Here is an 18,251-nt window from a genome sequence, read left to right as displayed (position 1 = left end):
GCCCTCTCCCAGCAGCGTGCCGGGCTGCCGAACGGCAGCCCGGCACGCGGAAGACAGGGGAGAGCGGGGAACTCCTCGTCCCGCTACGCGCCCACCCGTTCCGGCTCGCGCCTTCCCGGTGCGGGCGAGTCGATGGCGGCGGGCTCGTCGTGGGTGAGGTCCGGGAGCCAGTGGAGCCACTTCGGGAAGTACCAGTTGCGGTCGCCCAGCAGCGCCATCACGGCCGGCAGCAGCACGCCGCGGATGATCGTCGCGTCGATCAGCACCGCCGCCGCGAGGCCCACACCCATCTGCTTCATCGACTGCATCGACAGCGTTCCGAAGATCGCGAACACCGCCACCATGATGACCGCCGCGCTCGTCACCACGCCCGCCGTCGTCACCACGCCGTGCGTGATCGCCTCACGCGTCCCCCGGCCCTGGAGCTTCGCCTCGCGGATACGGGAGACGACGAACACGTGGTAGTCCATCGACAGCCCGAACAGGATCACGAACAGGAACAGCGGCAGCCACGCGATGATCGCGCCCACGCCCTCCGCTCCGACCAGTGAGGCGCCCCAGCCGTGCTGGAACACGGCCGTCAGGATGCCGTACGCCGCGCCCACCGACAGCAGGTTGAGGACGATCGAGGTGACCGCGATCGTCAGCGACCGGAACGACAGCAGCATCAGCACGAAGGCGAACACCACCACGAACCCGAACACCGGCGCCACCGCGCCCGTCAGCTGGTCGTTGAAGTCCTTCGAGCCCGCGACCTGACCGCTGATGGGAGCCTCGAGCCCGTCGACCTCGCCCAGGGTGGCGGGACGCACCGTGTCGCGCAGCAGTTCCAGGCTCTTCTCGGCCCGGTCCTGGTCGGAGCCGCCCACCAGGGGGACGTAGACGAACGCGATGTTCTGCTCCTTGTGCGTGACGACCTCGACCGGGCCCTGGGACGCGCCCGAACTCACCGCCTGCGCCCGGAAGTCGGCGATCGCGCGCCGCACCGGTGCGGAATCGATGTCGTCGGCCTTGACGACGACCTCCGCCGGGTCCGCCCCGCCGGGGAAGGCCTCGTTGATCCGCTCGTACGTCGCCACGATCGGCACGGAGTCGCCGAACTCCTGGTCCAGGGTGAAGTTCTGCGTCTTCATCCCGACCGCGGGCAGCGCGACCGCGACCAGCGCACCCGCCGCGACCAGGAACGAGACCAGCGGGCGGCGGAGCACCCCGCCGAGCACCGCCGTCCACACCCGGCTGCCGCCGTCTCCCCTCGCGTCCCGCTTCAGGCGGCGCAGGAACGGCACGCGGCCCTTCTCCACCCGCTCGCCGAGCAGGGACAGCAGCGCGGGCAGCACGGTCACGGACCCCACCATCGCGACCGCCACCACGATCAGCGACGCCAGGCCCATCGACTCGAACTCGCCGATCCCGGTGAAGAGCATGCCGGCCATCGCGACGCACACGGTCACGCCCGAGACCACCACGGCACGGCCGCTGGTCGCCGCCGCGATCAGGATCGCGGTGCGGCCGTCACGGCCCGCAGCCCGCTCCTCGCGTTCGCGCCGCAGGTAGAACAGGCAGTAGTCGACGCCGACCGCGAGACCGACCAGCAGCATCACGGAGTTCGCCGTGTCGCTCATCGGCATCACCTGGCTCACGACGCCCATCAGGCCCATCGTCGCCATGATCGCCGTGATGGCCAGCAGCACCGGCACAAGTGCCGCGACCAGGGCGCCGAAGGCGATGAGCAGGATGCCGAGCGCGACCGGCACCGCGGAGAACTCGGCCCGCTGGAAGTCGTCGCCGAACGCTTCGTCGAACGTCTTGTTCGTACTGGCGCCGCCGATCTCCTCGATCCGCAGCTCCTGGTGGCGTTCCTGCACGCCGGCGACGGCGTCGAGGACGGGGTCGATCCGCTCGCTCGCGGTGTCGGGGTCGCCGCGCACGTCGAACTGGACGAGCGCGCTGCGCCCGTCCTTCGAGACGCTTCCGGTGTCGTACGGCGAGGTCACGGCGGTGACTTCACGGGTGCCGTCGACCGACTTCATCACGTCGTCAACGGCGGCGCGGAAGGCCGGGTCCGTCGCCTTGACCGATCCGTTCCGCGACTGGACGAGCACGGTCTCGCCCGCGGGCTCGGCGATGCCGGCCTCCTCGGAGATGCGCGCCGCCTGCGTCGTCTCGCCCGACAGCTGCTCACTGTCCTTGAGTTCGGTCCGGCCGGTGGCCGACCCCGCGACCATGGCCAGCAGGACGAACAGCACCCAGATTCCCACGGCGGCCCAGCGGTGCCGAGCACTCCAGCCGCCGGCCCGCGCGGCGATCCCGCGCGGTCCGCCTCCAGCTCTCCCCATGACCCTTACGCCCCCTTGTGCGTCGTTCGCCGCCGGCGGTGCAGTCCGCCGCCGTGTCCGCTTCGAAGCTAAGGGCGCAATCAGGTCGTCTCGTCCTGCCGGCCGACGAGGGCGACCGGCAAAACCCTCCTCCTTCAGAAGGGGGCACATCCCCGACATGGAGCATCGAAGTCCCTTACATCTACCGGGGATTGAGGCAGGGGTCCGACTTGGGAGGCCCTGGCCGATTTCTTATTACGAAACCTTGTTGAGTAAGTCACAGGTACATGAAGGTCTTGATCTGCGCGCGTCAATCGGTCAGGGTTTCGAACCAGCCCCCGGATTTTTTACGGCCGCGGGCCAATCCCCCCACAAATGATGACGAGGAGACCCCTCTTCATGGCAACTCACAAGCGATCCCACCGGATGAAGCTCACCGCGGCCATCACGGCCGTCGCGGCAGCAGCCGGAGTCACGCTTCTCGGCACGTCCTTCGCCGGCGCCGCGGCGCCCGCCGAGGGCAAGATCTACGGCGCGAACGCCGAAGGCGCCGTCGCGGGCAGCTACATCGTGATGCTCGACCAGAAGGCCGACAAGAAGGAGCTGGCCAAGGAGTACGGCGGCACGCTGAAGCGCAACTACAGCTCCGCCATCAACGGCTTCTCGGCCAGCGGCCTTTCGGAGACCGAGGCCAAGCGCCTCGCCGCCGACCCGGCCGTCGCCAAGGTCGTGCAGAACAAGAAGTTCACGATCAACGCGGACCAGCAGAACCCGCCGTCCTGGGGCCTGGACCGCGTCGACCAGGCCGACACCGCCGGTGACAGCAAGTACACCTACCCGGACACCGCCGGCGAAGGCGTCACCGCGTACGTGATCGACACCGGAGTCCGCATCTCGCACAAGGACTTCGAGGGCCGCGCCACGCACGGCTTCGACGCCGTCGACAACGACGACAGCGCCGACGACGGCAACGGACACGGCACGCACGTCGCCGGGACCATAGCCGGTGCCGCGCACGGTGTCGCCAAGAAGGCGAAGATCGTCGCCGTCCGCGTCCTCGACGACAACGGCTCCGGCACCACGGAGCAGGTCGTCGCCGGCATCGACTGGGTCACCCAGAACCACCAGGGTCCCTCCGTCGCCAACATGAGCCTCGGCGGCGGCGCCGACGAGGCACTGGACGAGGCCGTCCGCAAGGCGATCACCGCCGGTGTCACCTTCGGCGTCGCGGCGGGCAACGAGTCCAGCGACGCGGGCCAGGGCTCCCCGGCCCGCGTCCAGGAGGCCATCACGGTCGCCTCGTCCACGAAGGAGGACGCCCAGTCGGACTTCTCCAACTTCGGCGAGATCGTGGACATCTACGCGCCGGGCTCGGACATCACGTCCGCCTGGAACGACAGCGACGAGGGCACCAAGACCATCTCCGGCACGTCGATGGCGACCCCGCACGTCGTCGGCGCCGCCGCGGTCTACCTCGCCGGACACCAGGACGCCACCCCGGCGGACGTCGCCAAGGCGCTCACCGACGGTGCCACGCCCGACAAGATCACCAACCCGTCCTCCGGCACGCCGAACAAGCTGCTGAAGGTCGTCGAGTGACCGAGGGCGCTTCCTCCGCTCGCACCTGACGCGGAGGAGGGCCCCTGGGGGTGTCGTCCGGGCCGGCTTTCCGCCGCAGCCCGGCGGCACCCCTGCGGCGCGTGTGCCGCCGAGCCGGCGGCCCCCGTGCCCTCCCCCACGGGGCGCGGCGGCCGCCTTATCGTTTGGCCATGACGAAGAGGTATGCGGCCCTGCTGCGCGGAATCAACGTGGGCGGCAAGAAGAAGGTCCCCATGCCCGAACTCCGGGCGCTGCTCGGCGAGTTGGGGCACCGCGACATCGCCACCTACCTGCAGAGCGGCAACGCGGTCTTCAGCAGCGCGGCGGGCGACGAGCGGACGCTCGCCGCCGGGATCGAGGAAGCCGTCGAGCAGACCTTCGGCTTCCGGGTCGACACGCTGGTGCGCGGCGGTGCGTACCTGCGCGCGGTCGCCGACGCCTGCCCCTTCCCCGCTCACACGCTCCAGGGCAGGCAGCTGCACGTGACCTTCCTCTCCGAGCGGCTCCCGCCCGAGCGGCTGGCGTCCGTCGACGCCGCGGCCCTTCTGCCGGAGGAGTTCCGGCTCGGCGACCGGGCGATGTACCTGTACACGCCGGAGGGCCTCGGCCGCTCCAAACTCGCCGAAGTGCTGGGCAGACCGAGCCTGTTCAAGGGCGTCGTAGCGACCAGCCGCAACTGGAACACCGTCGTCAAGCTGGTGGAGATGACCCGTGACTGAACCCGCGACCGATGCCGTGAACGCCGCGATGGAGGCGGAGTTCCGGCTGCTCGACCCGGTGGTGCGGTCCAGCCCCGACCTGCTCGCGCGGCTCCTCCACCCCGACTACGAGGAGTTCGGCACCTCGGGCCGGCTCTGGGACCGCGAGTCGATCCTGTCCGCGCTGCGGGCACGGGACGCGCCCTTGCCCCGGCCGATCACCACCTCCCGCATGAGAGGTGTGCAGCTCGCGGCCGGCGTCGTGCACCTGACCTTCGACACCGAGTCGGGCGGCCATCGCGCCCACCGCAGCTCGATCTGGCGGCTGACCGGCGGCGACTGGCTGCTCTACTTCCACCAGGGCACACGCTTCGCGGAGACCGGACCCCCGTCGACCCTCGGGGCGCAGTGAGCCGCGGCCCCCCGCCGGAATGGCCCACGGGAACAGATGGTGAATGGCCCGTAGGGGAGTGCCATTCCCTGGCTAGTGTCGACGGCATGGACACCGCGCAGCACACCGGCCGCCCGACCGGCTCCGAGAAGACCGTCGTGGACTTCTACTTCGATCCGGTCTGCCCCTTCGCCTGGATCACCTCCCGTTGGATCCTCGAGGTCGAGCGAGAGCGCGCTCTCGACCTCCGCTTCCGTCTGATGAGCCTGTACCTGCACAACATCGGCAACGAACTGCCCGACGGGTACCGCGATCTCGTGGACCGCTCCGTCGGCCCGTCACGCGTCCTCGCGGCCGCCGCCCGGCAGCACGGGGACGGCGTGCTGCGCGACCTCTACACCGCACTCGGCACCCGGATCCACCGGGACCGGAACGAGGACTTCGACGCGGTCGTCGCCGAGTCCCTGGCCGAGCTGGGCCTGCCCGCCGCACTGGCCGAGGCCGCGCACGACCCGTCGTACGACGACGAGGTGCGCGCCGGCCACGACACCGGCAAGGACCCCGCCGCCGGCGGGTACGTGGGCACGCCCACTCTGCACATCGACGGCACCGTCTGGTTCGGCCCGGTCCTCAACTCGATTCCGCGGGGTGAGGAGGCCGTCGCGCTCTTCGACAGCTTCCGGGTGCTCGCGGGCCACCCCGGCCTCTTCGAACTCAAGCGCGCCCGTACCGGCAGCCTCGTCTTCGACTGACCGCGGCGCTGTCGCGTTTGTTCAAGACCCGACCACCGGGCGCGGCGCAGGATGCGGGCATGGACAAGGACACCGTGTACCCGTACCTGTCGGAATGCGCCGCCGAGGCCGCACGTGTCGCCCGGGGCGCCGGCGCGAGCGGGCTCACCGGGCCGACGCCGTGCACCGACTGGGACGTCAGGACGCTCGTCGGCCACCTCGTGCTCTACACGTCCCACGGGCTCGAACACCGCGCCCTGCGTAAGCAGTTGCCCGACGAGCTCACCCGCCGCGACTTCACGGCGGACGCCGACTGGCCTCTGACATACGCCGAGCAGCTGGACCGCGCCCTCGCCGCATGGTCGGACCCGGCGGTGTGGCAGGGCGAGGTGGACCTCGGCTTCACGAGCATGCCGGCCGGCGAGATCGCCTCGCTGATCACCAAGGAACTGGCCGTGCACGGCTGGGATCTCGCCCGCGCCACCGGGCAGGAGTACCGCGTCTCCCAGGCGGCGGGCGCATTCGTCCTTGGTGTCGTCGAAGCCCACGCCGAGGTCTACCGGCAGTACGGCGGATTCGCCGATCCCGTCCCGGCCGACATGTCGGCGACGGCGTTCGAACGGGCCCTGGCGGCGACGGGCCGCGACCCCCGCTGGACCGCGCCCGTCACCGCGTGACCGCTACGCGGTGAACGCCAGTGCCCGCTGCTGCGCCCGCGCCTCGTCGTATCGGGTCAGCAGCAGACGGGCCAGCTCCGGCCCGGGGCCCAGCACATCGGCCAGCACGTCCGCGTCCCGCGCGCCCTTCGCGATGCGGTCCGGCAGACGCCCGGGGGCGATCACGTACGGCGCGACAGCCACCCGGCGCACGCCGAGGGCGCGCAGCTCGCGCACGGCGTCCTCGGTACGGGGGAAGCCGCCGGCAGATACAGCGGAGGCGAACGCAGGTCGCACGGCGCACCAACCGGTGTGCCGCAGCTCCCGCGCTGTCTGGTCGATCACTGCGATCGCCTCCGGGTCCGTGGAGCCCGCCGACGCCAGCACCAGGCCGGTCGAGCTCTTGTCGGCAGGGCCGAGCCCCGCCTCGTACAGCCGCCGGTGGACGGCGGACAGCAGCAGCGGCGAGGGACCGAGCACCTCGGCCTGCCGTATGCGCAGCGACGCGGGAGCCTCGCGCAGGACGGTGGGGATGTCGGCCTTCGCGTGGAAGGCACGCGTCAGCAGCAGCGGCAGCGCCACCACCTCACGGGCGTCCTCGGCGGCCAGGCGCTCCAGCACGCCCGTCACCGACGGCAGATTGAAGTCCAGGAAGCCGACCTCGACGCGCAGCCCCGGCCGCGTCGATCGCACGCGCCGGACGAGGGAGTGCACCGTCGCGGCGTGGCGCGGGTCGCGGCTGCCGTGGGCGATCACCAAAAGGACGGGCGCGAGGGGGGGACCCCCGGACGGCCTCGCAAGGCTGGGGGCGGGCGACGGGAGGGCGGGGCTGTGCATCGTGGACTCAGCTCCTGACGAGGAGACCGCGGCTGCGCAGCACCCACCGCTCCAGCGGACTGAAGATGAGCAGGTCGATCGCGATACCGACGATCAGGATCAGGAGGATGGCGAGGAACACGCCGGCCATGTCGGCGTTGTTGCGCCCGTTCTCCAGCAACTGACCGAGGCCCAGGCCCAGATCGGGGGAGGACGCGATGATCTCCGCGGCCATCAGCGACCGCCACGAGAACGCCCAGCCCTGCTTCAGGCCCGCCACGTAACCGGGCAGCGCCGCCGGCATCACGATGTGCCAGGTGCCCTTCAGCCCGGTCGCGCCGAGCGTGCGGCCCGCCCGCAGGAACAGCGGCGGCACCTGGTCCACGCCCGACACCAGGCCGTTGGCGATCGAGGGGACCGCGCCCAGCAGGATCACGGCGAACATCATCGAGTCGTTCAGACCCAGCCAGATCACGGCGGGCGGCACCCAGGCCACCGACGGCAGCGACTGCAGCCCGGACAGGATCGGCCCGATCGCGGCGCGGACGAACTTCACCCGGGCGACCAGCAGGCCGAGCGGCGTTCCGATCGCCAGTGCCATCAGGAAGCCCAGCAGACCGCGGGACACGCTGGTCCAGACGACCTCGAGCAGCGTGCCCTGCAGCCACATCTCGGACACGCTGTCCCAGACCGCGGACGGTGCGGGCAGCTTGTAGGCCTCCGTGACCTCCGCCCAGACCAGCAGCTGCCACACCACGAGCACCAGGGCGACGGCGGTCAGCGGCGGCAACACCTTCCGCAGCAGCACCTCCCGCACCGGCGTACGGCTGACCTGCACCGCGTCCAGCGCGTCGAGACCGGCCTCCAGCCCCGCGAGGTCGTCGTTCTTGACCGTGGCCTTCGCGGTCGTGTCAGTGCTGGCCATGTCGGCGGATCTCCCCACGCAGTTCTTCGGTGATCTCGACGGACAGCTCCGCCACCGCGGAGTCCTCGATGCGTCGCGGCTGATCGATGTCCACGGTCCACTCACGGGCGATACGCCCCGGCCGCGAGGACAGCAGCACCACGCGCTGCGCGAGCCGCACCGCCTCGCGGACGTTGTGCGTCACGAACAGCACCGACACGTTCGTCTCCCGCCAGATGCGGGTCAGCTCGTCGTGCAGTACGTCGCGCGTGATGGCGTCCAGCGCCGCGAACGGCTCGTCCATCAGCAGCAGCTGGCTGTCCTGAGCCAGCGCGCGGGCCATCGCGACCCGCTGCCGCATACCGCCCGACAGTTCGTGCACCCGCTTGCCGTACGCGCCGCCGAGCCGCACCAGCTCCAGCAACCGCTCCGCCTCCGGGCGGCGCCGCGGCTTCGGCACGCCGCGCAGGCGCAGCGCCAGTTCGATGTTCTTGCCCGCGCTCAGCCACGGGAACAGCGCATGCTCCTGGAACATCAGGGCGGGCCGGCCGCCGGGGGTCTCGATGGACCCCGCCGTCGGCCGGTCGAGCCCCGCTACCAGGTTGAGCAGCGTCGACTTGCCGCAGCCCGAGGCACCCAGGAGGGTGACGAACTCGCCGGGAGCGACATCGAGCGTGATGTCGTCCAGGACGAGCTGGGTGCCGGCTGGTCCGGCGAAGGACTTGGAGACATGCCCGATCCGGGCCGCGTACTCGGTGCGCACGCGGTTGTCGGCCTTGGCGATGGCAGTGGCCATGGTCGTCACCTCCTGGGAACTCGGCTGGTTGCGGTGGTTACTTGACGCCGAGCCCGGCGTCGGCGACCGCGGGCTTGCCCTCGGCCTGAAGGACCTTGTTCAGCGGCCGCAGGTCGTAGATGCCGGCGAGGTCGGGCTGCTCCAGCAGACCGGCCTTCACCGCGTGGCCGGCCTGCGCGTCGAGCGTCGCGGCCAGCGGGTCGTCGGTGAACCGGATCGACGGCCACGCGGGGTCGATCACCTTCGGCGGCAGCGCCTTGCCGGTGAGCTCCTGGAGCTTGGCGTTGGCGGAGGCCTTCGCCTTGTCCGGGTTGGCGTTGATCCACTCGTTGGTCTTCACCGTGCCGCGCAGGACGGCCTCGACGACGTCCGGGTGCTTCGCGAGAAACTTCTGCGACACGATCACGTTCGTGATGACGAACTCCTTGTCGGGCCACAGCGTCGACTCGTCGAGCAGCACCTTCGCCCCGTCGCTGACCAGCTTCGACGCGGTCGGCTCCGGCACCCACGCGCCGTCGATGGAGCCGGACAGATAGGCGTTCGGCGTGACCTTGTTCTCCGTGCGGACCACGGAGACATCGCCCTTTCCGCTCTCCGGATCGACCTTCCAGCCCTTCTCGGAGATCCAGTTGAGGAACGCCACGTCCTGGGTGTTGCCGTGCTGCGGGGTGGCGATCCTCTTGCCCTTGACGTCGTCCAGGGTCTTGATCTTCTTCGGGTTCACGACCAGCTTGACGCCGCCGGAGGCCGAGCCGCCGACGATCCGCAGGCTCCTGCCCTGGGACTTCACGAAGCCGTTGACCGCGGGCGAGGGGCCGATGAAGCCGATGTCGATGGAGCCGGCGTTGAGCGCCTCGATCTCGGACGGACCCGCGTTGAAGGTCGTCGTCGACAGCTGCGTGCCGCCGAGCTCCTTCTGGATGATGCCCTCCTGGTCGCCGACCAGGGCGGTCGCGTGCGTCAGGTTCGGGAAGTACCCGACCTTGACGGTGTCCAGACCGTCGATCTTCTCTCCCTTGGCGGCGGGAGCGACCTTGTCGTCCTTGGCCTGGGAGCCGTAGCCGCAGGCGGTGAGGGCGATGGCGAGGAGCGGCAGGGCGGCCGCGGCGGCGAGGCTGCGGCGGGCTGTGGTGCGGGTGGCTGGCACGGGAGGCTGTCCTCTCGTTGGCCCGGTCGGCGCGTCGGTTCAGGTGGGACGCGGCCGGGTCGTCGGCGGTCTTCGTCGGTGCTGGGTGCGGGCGGTGCGGGCGCGCGAGCGGTGCGCGTACGTCATCGCACACATCGCGCCACCCCGCCCGTGCCCGCGCCGAGGGCGCCGCTGCCGACGCGGCCGCCCTCCTTGGCGAAGGTCCCGAAGGCGTCGGTCATGTCAGAAGTCCCAGCCGTCGTCGTCTGCCGTGTCCCGGACGGGCTCCGGCGAGGCGAACGACTCGCCGACCATGCCCGCGGTGAGCGTGGTGCCGTCGGCCGGGTCGATCAGGATGAACGCGCCGGTGCGGCGGGAGTCCGCGTACGAGTCGAGCGGCAGCGGCTCGGCCGTACGGATCTTGACGCGCCCGATGTCGTTGGCGACCAGCTGACCCGGGTGCGGGTGCAGGGAGAGGTCGTCGAGCGTCAGCCGGGACGGGATGTCCTTGACGATCGCCTTGACGGTGCGGGTGCCGTGCTTGAGCAGCACACGGTGGCCGACGGTCAGCGACTGGTCGGCGACGTGGCAGACGGTCGCCTCGACGTCCTGGGTGGTCGGGGGCGCGTCCTTGCTCGGCACGATCAGGTCGCCGCGCGAGACGTCGATGTCGTCCTCCAGCAGGAGGGTCACCGACTGGGTCGTCCAGGCCACGTCGACCGGCTTGCCCAGCAGGTCGATGCCGGAGACGCGCGAGGTACGGCCCGAGGGCAGCACGGTGACCTCCTCGCCGACCCGGAAGGTGCCGGCCGCGATCTGGCCCGCGTAGCCCCGGTAGTCCGGGTGCTCGGCGGTCTGCGGCCGGATCACGTACTGCACGGGCAGCCGGGCGTGGCAGTGGCTCAGGTCGTGGCTGACCGGCACCGTCTCCAGGTGCTCCAGCACGGTCGGGCCGCCGTACCAGTCCATGTTCGCGGACGGGTCCACGACGTTGTCCCCGGTCAGCGCCGAGATCGGGATCGCGGTGACCTCCGGGACGCCCAGCTCGGTCGCGTACGCCGTGAACTCCTCGGCGATCGCGGCGAACACGGACTCCGCGTAGTCGACGAGGTCCATCTTGTTGACGGCGAGGACCACGTGCGGAACGCGCAGCAGCGCGGCGATGGCGGCGTGGCGGCGGGTCTGCTCGACGACTCCGTTGCGGGCGTCGACCAGGATCACCGTGAGTTCGGCCGTGGACGCGCCGGTCACCATGTTGCGCGTGTACTGCACGTGGCCCGGCGTGTCGGCGAGGATGAACCGGCGGCGCGCGGTGGCGAAGTAGCGGTACGCCACGTCGATCGTGATGCCCTGCTCGCGCTCGGCCCGCAGACCGTCGGTGAGCAGTGCGAGGTCCGGCGCCTCCTGGCCGCGGTTGCGGGAGGCGTGCTCGACGGCCTCCAGCTGGTCGGCGAGGACTGACTTGGAGTCGTGCAGCAGCCGGCCCACCAGCGTGGACTTGCCGTCGTCGACGGACCCGGCGGTGGCGAAGCGCAGCAGGGTGGTGGCCGAAAGCTGCTCGGCCAGCTGCTCGGTGGTGCTGGTCATGTCTAGAAGTACCCTTCGCGCTTGCGGTCTTCCATCGCGGCCTCGGACAGCTTGTCGTCGGCGCGGGTCGCGCCCCGCTCGGTGAGGCGGGAGGCGGCGATCTCGGCGATCACGGCGTCCAGCGTGGTGGCGTCGGAGTCGACGGCACCGGTGCAGGACATGTCGCCGACGGTGCGGTAGCGGATGAGCCGCTTCTCGACCCTCTCCGACTCCTTCGGGCCGCCCCACTCGCCCGCTGTCAGCCACATGCCGGCACGCTTGAACACCTCGCGCTCGTGGGCGAAGTAGATCTCCGGCAGCTCGATCCCCTCGCGCTGGATGTACTGCCACACGTCCAGCTCGGTCCAGTTGGAGAGCGGGAAGACGCGGACGTGCTCGCCCGGGGCGTGGCGGCCGTTGTAGAGCTGCCACAGCTCGGGGCGCTGCCGGCGCGGGTCCCACTGCGAGAACTCGTCGCGGAGGCTGAACACCCGCTCCTTGGCGCGGGCCTTCTCCTCGTCGCGGCGGCCGCCGCCGAACACCGCGTCGAAGCGGTGCTGCTGGATGGCCTCGGTCAGCGGAACGGTCTGCAGCGGGTTGCGCGTGCCGTCGGGGCGCTCGCGCAGCTTGCCCGCGTCGATGTACTCCTGCACGGACGCGACATGGAGGCGCAGGCCGTGCTCCTCGACCGTGCGGTCGCGGTACTCGATGACCTCCGGGAAGTTGTGCCCGGTGTCCACGTGCAGCAGCGTGAAGGGGATCGCGGCGGGCCGGAAGGCCTTCAGCGCGAGGTGCAGCATGACGATGGAGTCCTTGCCGCCGGAGAACAGGATCACCGGCCGCTCGAACTCGCCCGCCACCTCGCGGAAGATGTGCACCGCCTCGGACTCGAGCGCGTCCAGGTGGGAGAGGGCGTACGGGCTGGCGCCCCCGGAATTGTCTGCAGCCTCGCTCACGACGTTGACACTCGTGGTCACAGGAGACCCCTTTCGGTCAGCAGCGCGTGGACCGCCGCGGCGGACTCCTGCACGGTCTGGTTCTGGGACTCGATCCGCAGATCGGGCGACTCGGGCTCCTCGTACGGGTCGTCGACCCCCGTCAGCCCGCTGATCTCGCCGGCCGCCTGCCTGGCGTACAGCCCCTTCACGTCACGCACCGAGCACACCTCCACCGGAGTGGCCACATGAACCTCGACGTACGCGGTGCCCTCCTGCTGGTGGCGCTTGCGCACGGACTCGCGGCTGTCGGCGTACGGGGCGATGACCGGGACCAGCACCTTCACACCGTTGGACGCGAGCAGTTCGGCGACGAAGCCGATCCGCTGCACGTTGGTGTGCCGGTCCTCGCGGCTGAAGCCGAGGCCCGCCGAGAGGAACTCGCGGATCTCGTCGCCGTCGAGCAGCTCGACCCGGTGACCTTCCTCGCGCAGCCTGCCCGCGAGCTCGTACGCGATGGTGGTCTTGCCGGCGCTCGGCAGACCCGTGAGCCAGATGGTGGCTCCGGTCACGTCGTTCTCCTGGTCCTTCTGAGTGTTCGTCATCAGCCGTGCAGCCCGCATTCCGTCTTGCCCCGCCCGGCCCAGCGGCCGGCGCGCGCGTCCTCGCCCTCCAGCACCCGGCGGGTGCAGGGTGCGCAGCCGACGGACGTGTATCCGTCCATGAGCAGGGGGTTCGTCAGGACTCCGTGCTCGGCGACGTAGGCGTCCACGTCGTCCTGGGTCCAGCGGGCGATCGGCGAGATCTTGACCTTCTGCCGCTTCTCGTCCCACCCGACGACCGGGGTGTTCGCCCGGGTCGGGGACTCGTCGCGGCGCAGGCCGGTGGCCCATGCGGCGTAATCGGTCAGGCCCTCTTCGAGAGGCTTGACCTTGCGCAGGGCGCAGCACAGGTCGGGGTCGCGGTCGTGCAGCCTCGGGCCGTACTCGGCGTCCTGCTCGGCCACGGTCCGGCGCGGGGTGAGCGTGATGACGTTGACGTCCATCACGGCGTCCACGGCGTCCCGCGTGCCGATCGTCTCCTCGAAGTGGTAGCCGGTGTCGAGGAAGACGACGTCCACACCGGGGAAGACGCGCGAGGCGAGGTGGGCGACGACCGCGTCCTCCATGGAGGAGGTGACGCAGAAGCGCTTGCCGAAGGTGTCGGCGGCCCACTTCAGGATGTCGAGCGCCGAGGCGTCCTCCAGGTCGCGGCCCGCCTGCTCGGCCAGCGACTTGAGGTCCTGATCGGACTGAATCGTCGTCATATCGTTTCCCCTCCACCGTCGTTGAGCTGAAGTCCGCGGGACAGAAGCCCGAGGAACTTCAGCTGGAAGGCCCGATTGCACGCCGCGCATTCCCAGGCGCCGTGGCTGCCTTCGACGGCTTCACTCGGCCGAAGGTCCTCGTCCCCGCAGTAGGGGCAGTAGAAGGGGGCGGCGCGCTCGCTCACGACAACGCCTCCTCGCTCGCGCGCGCCGCCCACGTGGCGAAGCGCTCGCCGTCCTCGCGCTCCGCCTCGAAGCGCTTGAGGACCCGCTCCACGTAGTCGGGAAGCTCGGCGGAGGTGACCTTCAGGCCGCGCACCTTGCGGCCGAAGGCGGGCTCCAGACCCAGCGCGCCGCCCAGGTGCACCTGGTAGCCCTCGACCTGGTTGCCCTCGTCGTCGAGGACCAGCTGGCCCTTGAGACCGATGTCCGCGACCTGGATACGCGCGCAGGCGTTGGGGCAGCCGTTGATGTTGATCGTGAGGGGCTCGTCGAACTCGGGCAGGCGCCGCTCCAGTTCGTCGATGAGCGCGGAGCCGCGGCCCTTCGTCTCGACGATCGCCAGCTTGCAGAACTCGATGCCGGTGCAGGCCATGGTGCCCCGCCGGAACGGCGACGGCTTGACCTGGAGGTCCAGTGCTTCGAGGCCGGAGACCAGCGAGTCGACCTGGTCCTCGGCGACGTCGAGCACGATCATCTTCTGCTCGACGGTGGTGCGCAGCCGGCCGGAGCCGTGCGCCGCCGCCAGATCGGCGATCTTGGTGAGGGTGGTGCCGTCGACGCGGCCCACCCGCGGGGCGAAGCCGACGTAGAACCGGCCGTCCTGCTGTCGGTGGACGCCGACGTGGTCGCGCCAGTGCTCGACCGGCTGCTCGGGAGCGGGGCCGTCGACCAGCTTGCGCTTCAGGTACTCGTCCTCGAGCACCTGACGGAACTTCTCGGCACCCCAGTCGGCGACGAGGAACTTCAGGCGGGCGCGGTTGCGCAGGCGGCGGTAGCCGTAGTCCCGGAAGATCGAGATGACGCCTTCCCAGGCGTCAGGGACCTCGTCCAGGGGAACCCAGGCACCGAGGCGCACACCCAGCTTCGGGTTGGTGGACAGGCCGCCGCCCACCCACAGGTCGAAGCCCGGACCGTGCTCGGGGTGGTTCACTCCGACGAAGGCGACGTCGTTGATCTCGTGCGCCACGTCCAGCAGCGGGGAGCCGGAGATCGCGGTCTTGAACTTGCGCGGCAGGTTGGAGAAGTCCTTGTTGCCGATGAACCGGCGGTGGATCTCGTCGATGGCCGGGCTGCCGTCGACGATCTCGTCCTCGGCGATGCCGGCCACCGGGGAACCGAGGATCGTCCGCGGGGTGTCGCCGCACGCCTCGGTCGTCGACAGGCCGACGGCCTCGAGGCGGCGCCAGATCTCGGGGACGTCCTCGATGCGGATCCAGTGGTACTGGACGTTCTGCCGGTCGGTGAGGTCGGCGGTGCCGCGCGCGAACTCCTGCGAGATCTCGCCGATGACGCGCAGCTGCTCGGTGGTCAGCCGGCCACCGTCGATGCGCACCCGCAGCATGAAGAACTCGTCGTCCAGCTCCTCCGGCTCCAGGATCGCCGTCTTGCCGCCGTCGATCCCGGGCTTGCGCTGGGTGTACAGGCCCCACCAGCGCATACGTCCGCGCAGGTCGGCGCCGTCGATGGAGTCGAAGCCGCGGTGGGCGTAGATCGTCTCAATGCGTGTCCGCACATTGAGACCGTCGTCGTCCTTCTTGGTCTGCTCGTTGCCGTTGAGCGGCGTGTGGTGGCCCATGGCCCACTGGCCCTCGCCGCGGTGGCGTCCGGTTTTGCGTCGAGACGTGGCGGAGACGGGCTTTTCAGGGGTGGCGGCCATGGCGGTATGTCCTTCGAGACTGCAGGAGGGCGGCTCTGAGCTGCACACTCGCGGCGAGGGCGCGACAGTGCGCAGGGCGGGGTCAAGCAGGGGGAAAGCGCGGCTGTGCTGGGCTGTCAGCAGGCCGGACAGATGGCGCTGGACATGCGGCCGAGGTCGACGTGCCGCCGACTCACCAAGGCAATTCCAGTGCTAGACATGACGGAAGCGTGTCATGGGACTTTGGACTCAGTCCACCGCTATCCAAAATGTGGACAACACTGTCCCGCATCGCGAGACAGTGTGTCATGGGTCACTGCGCGGCGGCTTCCGGGCCGATGGCCGGGGAGCCGTTGCCGGCGGACCTGCGGCCGACGGTTTGCCCAGGGCCGGTCCGGGCGCGTGGGGCGCTCGGACCCCGAGCCGGCACCCGGGCGCACCGCGCTCGGCGCCGGGTCCCGGTCGGCTCCGCTTGGGGACGGTCAGGAGAGCAGGGCCCTCTCAGATGCCCGCGCCGGGCCATGGGCCGGGGGGCGCCGCCGGGTCCCCTTCCTCCTCCTCGACCTTGGTGTCGAAGACCGTGAAGCCGCGGCGCAGATAGTTGTCCATCGCGTGCGGGCCGTCCTTGGAGCAGGTGTGCAGCCACACCCGCTTGGTCTGCGCGAGCCCCGGCCAGCGGTCGGCCAGGTCCCAGGCCCGGGCGACGCCGTACGACAACAGGTGCCCGCCGATCCGCCGGCCCCGGAAGGCCGGGACCAGTCCGAAGTAGACGATCTCCACCGCGCCCTCGTCCTGGGCCTGGAGCTCGACGTAGCCGGCCGGCGTCCCCTTGTCGTACGCCACCCACGTCTCGACGCCCGGACGCTCCAGCCATTCCTGCCAGTCGGCGTAGGTCATGCCCAGGCGGTCCGTCCAGTGGATGTCCCCGCCGACGGCCGTGTAGAGGAAACGGCTGAACTCGGGCGAGGGGACCTCGGCCCGGACGATCCGTATGTCTGCGTCGGGCACCGACGCCGGCCGCTGGTCGGCGGGCGACGTCTGCTCCAGGGACCAGGTGGTCACAGTGATGCTCATGCGCGCCAGACAATCACGACGGCGGGTTCCGGCCAAGCGCCGGTCAGGCCGCCCGGGCCCGCCGGACCGCAGGAGCCGTCGAGTGCGGCAGCAGGTCGCCGGGCCGGTCCGGCGCCACCACCTCCACCTCCAGTTCCTCGGTGAACCGGTACGGGCGGTGCGCCAGCACCTGGGCGAGATGGCGCCGCAGTCGCGACATCTCCGCCCGCACCGTCACCGTCCGCGTCCGGTCCCCGAAGAGGTCCTCCGCCAGCTGCGCCGCGCTGCGCCCGTCCCGGTGCAGCGCCAGCAGGTAAAGCAGCTCGGCATGGCGGGGACTGAGCTCGTACGTCCAGCTTCCGGAGCCGCCCGACACTCGTACCGAGGGCCGCCGGGGCCTGCTCAGATCCAGCACCACCCGGCCCGGAGCCACCGGCCCGGCGTCGTTCTCGTCCACCCGCACCAGCCAGCCGCTGGGCAGCGGTTCCACCGAACACATCCCCAGCGACGGCAGCCATAGCCGCCCGGCGCGCACCGCCTTCGGCAGCGCCAGCCTGCCCGGCGGAGCCATTCCGATCACCGCGGCGGGCCAGCCGTTGCCGTCCACCGCCAGCGCCCGGCCGCCGATCCGGCCCAGCAGCGGCGCCGCCGCACTGCGCAGGCGGTCCAGCGCCTCGTGGTGGCGGTTGCGCAACTCGGCCTCGGCGAGCTTGGTGACCGAGGTTACGAGGGCGAGCGTTGCCGGATGCATCGTGGACAGCGGTCCGCTGATGTCGACGACGCCGATCAGTTTCCCGTCGCGCGGATCGGTGACCGGGGCCCCCGCGCAGGTCCAGGTGTGGTGGGTGGCGACGAAGTGCTCGGCCGAATGCACCTGGAGGGGGCGGCGGGTCACGAGGGCGGTGCCGACGCCGTTCGTGCCGACCAGACCCTCGGACCAGTCCGCGCCCAGGACGAAGCCGTGCCCGTCGCCCTTGCGCAGCACGGGCGCGCTGCCCTCCCGCCACAGCAGCCGGCCCTCCGCGTCCGCGACGACCATGATGTGCTGCGCCGCCTCCGCGATGGACACGAGACCCTCGCGGAGCACCGGCAGCACCTCCAGCAGCGGCGAGGACAGCCTGCGGCGTTCGATCTCCTCCAGCGGCAGCAACCCGGCCCTGCGGTCCCTGTCCGGGTCCACCCCGCCGCGCAGCATCCGCTGCCACGACTCGTCGATGTCCGTGCGCGGGCCCACCTGCGGCCGGCGCCCGGAGAGCGCCGCGTCCCGTACGCCCTTCAGCAGCCGGAGGGCCTCGGCGGTGTCCATGGCCGAGAGCCTCGCCAGGTCGAGCGATGTGTTGTGCACTGGGTCCTCCTCGATGACGCCAGCGTCCGGAACGGGGGGTGGCGGGGGCGTGCCCGGCCATCCTGCCTCGCTTCGGGCACAGTGCGCCGCCATATGCCACACAAGGATGCAACCCTTTGCAACCGTCGCGAACGGGCGTGCGCATGTACGAAGGTG

Annotated in this window: 19 protein-coding genes; 5 read left to right on the top strand and 14 right to left on the bottom strand. The window is 70.8% G+C overall.

The features are described from left to right. Positions 1 to 83: 83 nt before the first annotated feature. Positions 84 to 2,336 (bottom strand): MMPL family transporter, encoded by a 2,253-nt coding sequence (locus tag HW130_RS23980; protein ID WP_177151751.1) that lies wholly within the window; start codon positions 2,334 to 2,336, stop codon positions 84 to 86. Positions 2,337 to 2,714: 378 nt separating this feature from the next. On the opposite strand from HW130_RS23980, the gene HW130_RS23975 reads away from it, so the two are divergent. The 5 genes from HW130_RS23975 (at position 2,715) to HW130_RS23955 (ending at position 6,411) form a co-directional block, all read left to right on the top strand. After that, positions 2,715 to 3,914, top strand: a complete 1,200-nt coding sequence (locus HW130_RS23975) for a S8 family peptidase (RefSeq protein WP_177151750.1) — start codon at positions 2,715 to 2,717, stop codon at positions 3,912 to 3,914. A gap of 170 nt (positions 3,915 to 4,084) precedes the next feature. Then, positions 4,085 to 4,633 (top strand): DUF1697 domain-containing protein, encoded by a 549-nt coding sequence (locus HW130_RS23970; protein ID WP_177151749.1) that lies wholly within the window; start codon positions 4,085 to 4,087, stop codon positions 4,631 to 4,633. A 28-nt stretch (positions 4,634 to 4,661) separates the two neighbouring features. Beyond that, entirely contained in the window at positions 4,662 to 5,024 is a 363-nt protein-coding gene (locus HW130_RS23965; RefSeq protein WP_218183919.1) for a nuclear transport factor 2 family protein, read from the top strand. 86 nt (positions 5,025 to 5,110) lie between these two features. Beyond that, positions 5,111 to 5,755 (top strand): DsbA family protein, encoded by a 645-nt coding sequence (locus HW130_RS23960; RefSeq protein ID WP_177151747.1) that lies wholly within the window; start codon positions 5,111 to 5,113, stop codon positions 5,753 to 5,755. A gap of 59 nt (positions 5,756 to 5,814) precedes the next feature. Continuing rightward, positions 5,815 to 6,411 carry a TIGR03086 family metal-binding protein gene (locus HW130_RS23955; RefSeq protein ID WP_177151746.1) on the top strand — a complete coding sequence of 199 codons (597 nt, stop codon included), beginning with the start codon at positions 5,815 to 5,817 and terminating at the stop codon, positions 6,409 to 6,411. Positions 6,412 to 6,414: 3 nt separating this feature from the next. On the opposite strand, the gene HW130_RS23950 is transcribed toward HW130_RS23955, so the two are convergent. The 13 genes from HW130_RS23950 to HW130_RS23895 form a co-directional block, all read right to left on the bottom strand. Next, on the bottom strand, positions 6,415 to 7,149 hold the full coding sequence (locus HW130_RS23950; RefSeq protein WP_256356298.1) for a sirohydrochlorin chelatase: 735 nt from the start codon (positions 7,147 to 7,149) through the stop codon (positions 6,415 to 6,417). Between the two features lie 85 nt (positions 7,150 to 7,234). After that, positions 7,235 to 8,131, bottom strand: coding sequence for an ABC transporter permease (locus HW130_RS23945; RefSeq protein WP_177151744.1), 897 nt, complete (start codon positions 8,129 to 8,131; stop codon positions 7,235 to 7,237). Further along, positions 8,118 to 8,906: an ABC transporter ATP-binding protein gene (locus HW130_RS23940; protein ID WP_177151743.1), complete on the bottom strand. Its 789-nt coding sequence runs from the start codon at positions 8,904 to 8,906 to the stop codon at positions 8,118 to 8,120. Before HW130_RS23940 ends, HW130_RS23945 begins: the two co-directional genes overlap by 14 nt. A gap of 37 nt (positions 8,907 to 8,943) precedes the next feature. Continuing rightward, complete coding sequence (locus HW130_RS23935) at positions 8,944 to 10,053, bottom strand: aliphatic sulfonate ABC transporter substrate-binding protein (protein ID WP_177151742.1); 1,110 nt, start codon at positions 10,051 to 10,053, stop codon at positions 8,944 to 8,946. Positions 10,054 to 10,275: 222 nt separating this feature from the next. Then, positions 10,276 to 11,619, bottom strand: a complete 1,344-nt coding sequence (locus HW130_RS23930; RefSeq protein WP_177151741.1) for a sulfate adenylyltransferase subunit 1 — start codon at positions 11,617 to 11,619, stop codon at positions 10,276 to 10,278. A gap of 2 nt (positions 11,620 to 11,621) precedes the next feature. Then, a complete protein-coding gene (gene cysD / locus HW130_RS23925; RefSeq protein WP_375256578.1) occupies positions 11,622 to 12,554 on the bottom strand; it encodes a sulfate adenylyltransferase subunit CysD in 933 nt (310 codons plus the stop codon). 17 nt (positions 12,555 to 12,571) lie between these two features. Further along, positions 12,572 to 13,138 carry an adenylyl-sulfate kinase gene (gene cysC, locus HW130_RS23920; protein WP_177151739.1) on the bottom strand — a complete coding sequence of 189 codons (567 nt, stop codon included), beginning with the start codon at positions 13,136 to 13,138 and terminating at the stop codon, positions 12,572 to 12,574. Further along, a complete protein-coding gene (locus HW130_RS23915) occupies positions 13,138 to 13,839 on the bottom strand; it encodes a phosphoadenylyl-sulfate reductase (protein ID WP_177151738.1) in 702 nt (233 codons plus the stop codon). The genes cysC and HW130_RS23915 overlap by 1 nt, the downstream gene beginning before the upstream one ends. Continuing rightward, positions 13,836 to 14,024 carry a hypothetical protein gene (locus HW130_RS23910; RefSeq protein ID WP_177151737.1) on the bottom strand — a complete coding sequence of 63 codons (189 nt, stop codon included), beginning with the start codon at positions 14,022 to 14,024 and terminating at the stop codon, positions 13,836 to 13,838. The genes HW130_RS23915 and HW130_RS23910 overlap by 4 nt, the downstream gene beginning before the upstream one ends. Further along, the gene (locus tag HW130_RS23905) at positions 14,021 to 15,718 is read right to left on the bottom strand and encodes a nitrite/sulfite reductase (RefSeq protein ID WP_177151736.1); all 1,698 of its coding nucleotides are present in this window, start codon (positions 15,716 to 15,718) and stop codon (positions 14,021 to 14,023) included. The genes HW130_RS23910 and HW130_RS23905 overlap by 4 nt, the downstream gene beginning before the upstream one ends. Positions 15,719 to 15,834: 116 nt before the next feature. Further along, the gene (locus tag HW130_RS37040; protein ID WP_310650533.1) at positions 15,835 to 15,918 is read right to left on the bottom strand and encodes a putative leader peptide; all 84 of its coding nucleotides are present in this window, start codon (positions 15,916 to 15,918) and stop codon (positions 15,835 to 15,837) included. 280 nt (positions 15,919 to 16,198) lie between these two features. Then, the gene (locus tag HW130_RS23900) at positions 16,199 to 16,771 is read right to left on the bottom strand and encodes a GNAT family N-acetyltransferase (protein WP_177151735.1); all 573 of its coding nucleotides are present in this window, start codon (positions 16,769 to 16,771) and stop codon (positions 16,199 to 16,201) included. Positions 16,772 to 16,814: 43 nt separating this feature from the next. Continuing rightward, on the bottom strand, positions 16,815 to 18,056 hold the full coding sequence (locus tag HW130_RS23895) for a helix-turn-helix domain-containing protein (protein ID WP_256356296.1): 1,242 nt from the start codon (positions 18,054 to 18,056) through the stop codon (positions 16,815 to 16,817). Positions 18,057 to 18,251 lie beyond the last annotated feature (195 nt).

This window comes from Streptomyces sp. PKU-EA00015 (genome assembly GCF_013387495.1).
Lineage (GTDB): Bacteria > Actinomycetota > Actinomycetes > Streptomycetales > Streptomycetaceae > Streptomyces.
The sequence above is the reverse complement of the archived record's forward strand: the minus strand, read 5'-3'. Positions and strand labels throughout refer to the sequence as shown.

What these genes read in the sequence shown, in the direction of transcription:
- HW130_RS23980 (WP_177151751.1), bottom strand. Translation starts at nt 2,336, where the DNA reads ATGGGGAGAGCTGGAGGCGGACCGCGCGGGATCGCCGCGCGGGCCGGC.
- HW130_RS23895 (WP_256356296.1), bottom strand. Translation starts at nt 18,056, where the DNA reads ATGGACACCGCCGAGGCCCTCCGGCTGCTGAAGGGCGTACGGGACGCG.
- HW130_RS23905 (WP_177151736.1), bottom strand. Translation starts at nt 15,718, where the DNA reads ATGGCCGCCACCCCTGAAAAGCCCGTCTCCGCCACGTCTCGACGCAAA.
- HW130_RS23940 (WP_177151743.1), bottom strand. Translation starts at nt 8,906, where the DNA reads ATGGCCACTGCCATCGCCAAGGCCGACAACCGCGTGCGCACCGAGTAC.
- HW130_RS23975 (WP_177151750.1), top strand. Translation starts at nt 2,715, where the DNA reads ATGGCAACTCACAAGCGATCCCACCGGATGAAGCTCACCGCGGCCATC.
- HW130_RS23900 (WP_177151735.1), bottom strand. Translation starts at nt 16,771, where the DNA reads ATGAGCATCACTGTGACCACCTGGTCCCTGGAGCAGACGTCGCCCGCC.
- HW130_RS23960 (WP_177151747.1), top strand. Translation starts at nt 5,111, where the DNA reads ATGGACACCGCGCAGCACACCGGCCGCCCGACCGGCTCCGAGAAGACC.
- HW130_RS23965 (WP_218183919.1), top strand. Translation starts at nt 4,662, where the DNA reads ATGGAGGCGGAGTTCCGGCTGCTCGACCCGGTGGTGCGGTCCAGCCCC.
- cysC (WP_177151739.1), bottom strand. Translation starts at nt 13,138, where the DNA reads ATGACGAACACTCAGAAGGACCAGGAGAACGACGTGACCGGAGCCACC.
- HW130_RS23945 (WP_177151744.1), bottom strand. Translation starts at nt 8,131, where the DNA reads ATGGCCAGCACTGACACGACCGCGAAGGCCACGGTCAAGAACGACGAC.
- HW130_RS23970 (WP_177151749.1), top strand. Translation starts at nt 4,085, where the DNA reads ATGACGAAGAGGTATGCGGCCCTGCTGCGCGGAATCAACGTGGGCGGC.
- HW130_RS23915 (WP_177151738.1), bottom strand. Translation starts at nt 13,839, where the DNA reads ATGACGACGATTCAGTCCGATCAGGACCTCAAGTCGCTGGCCGAGCAG.
- HW130_RS23955 (WP_177151746.1), top strand. Translation starts at nt 5,815, where the DNA reads ATGGACAAGGACACCGTGTACCCGTACCTGTCGGAATGCGCCGCCGAG.
- HW130_RS23930 (WP_177151741.1), bottom strand. Translation starts at nt 11,619, where the DNA reads ATGACCAGCACCACCGAGCAGCTGGCCGAGCAGCTTTCGGCCACCACC.
- HW130_RS37040 (WP_310650533.1), bottom strand. Translation starts at nt 15,918, where the DNA reads ATGTCTAGCACTGGAATTGCCTTGGTGAGTCGGCGGCACGTCGACCTC.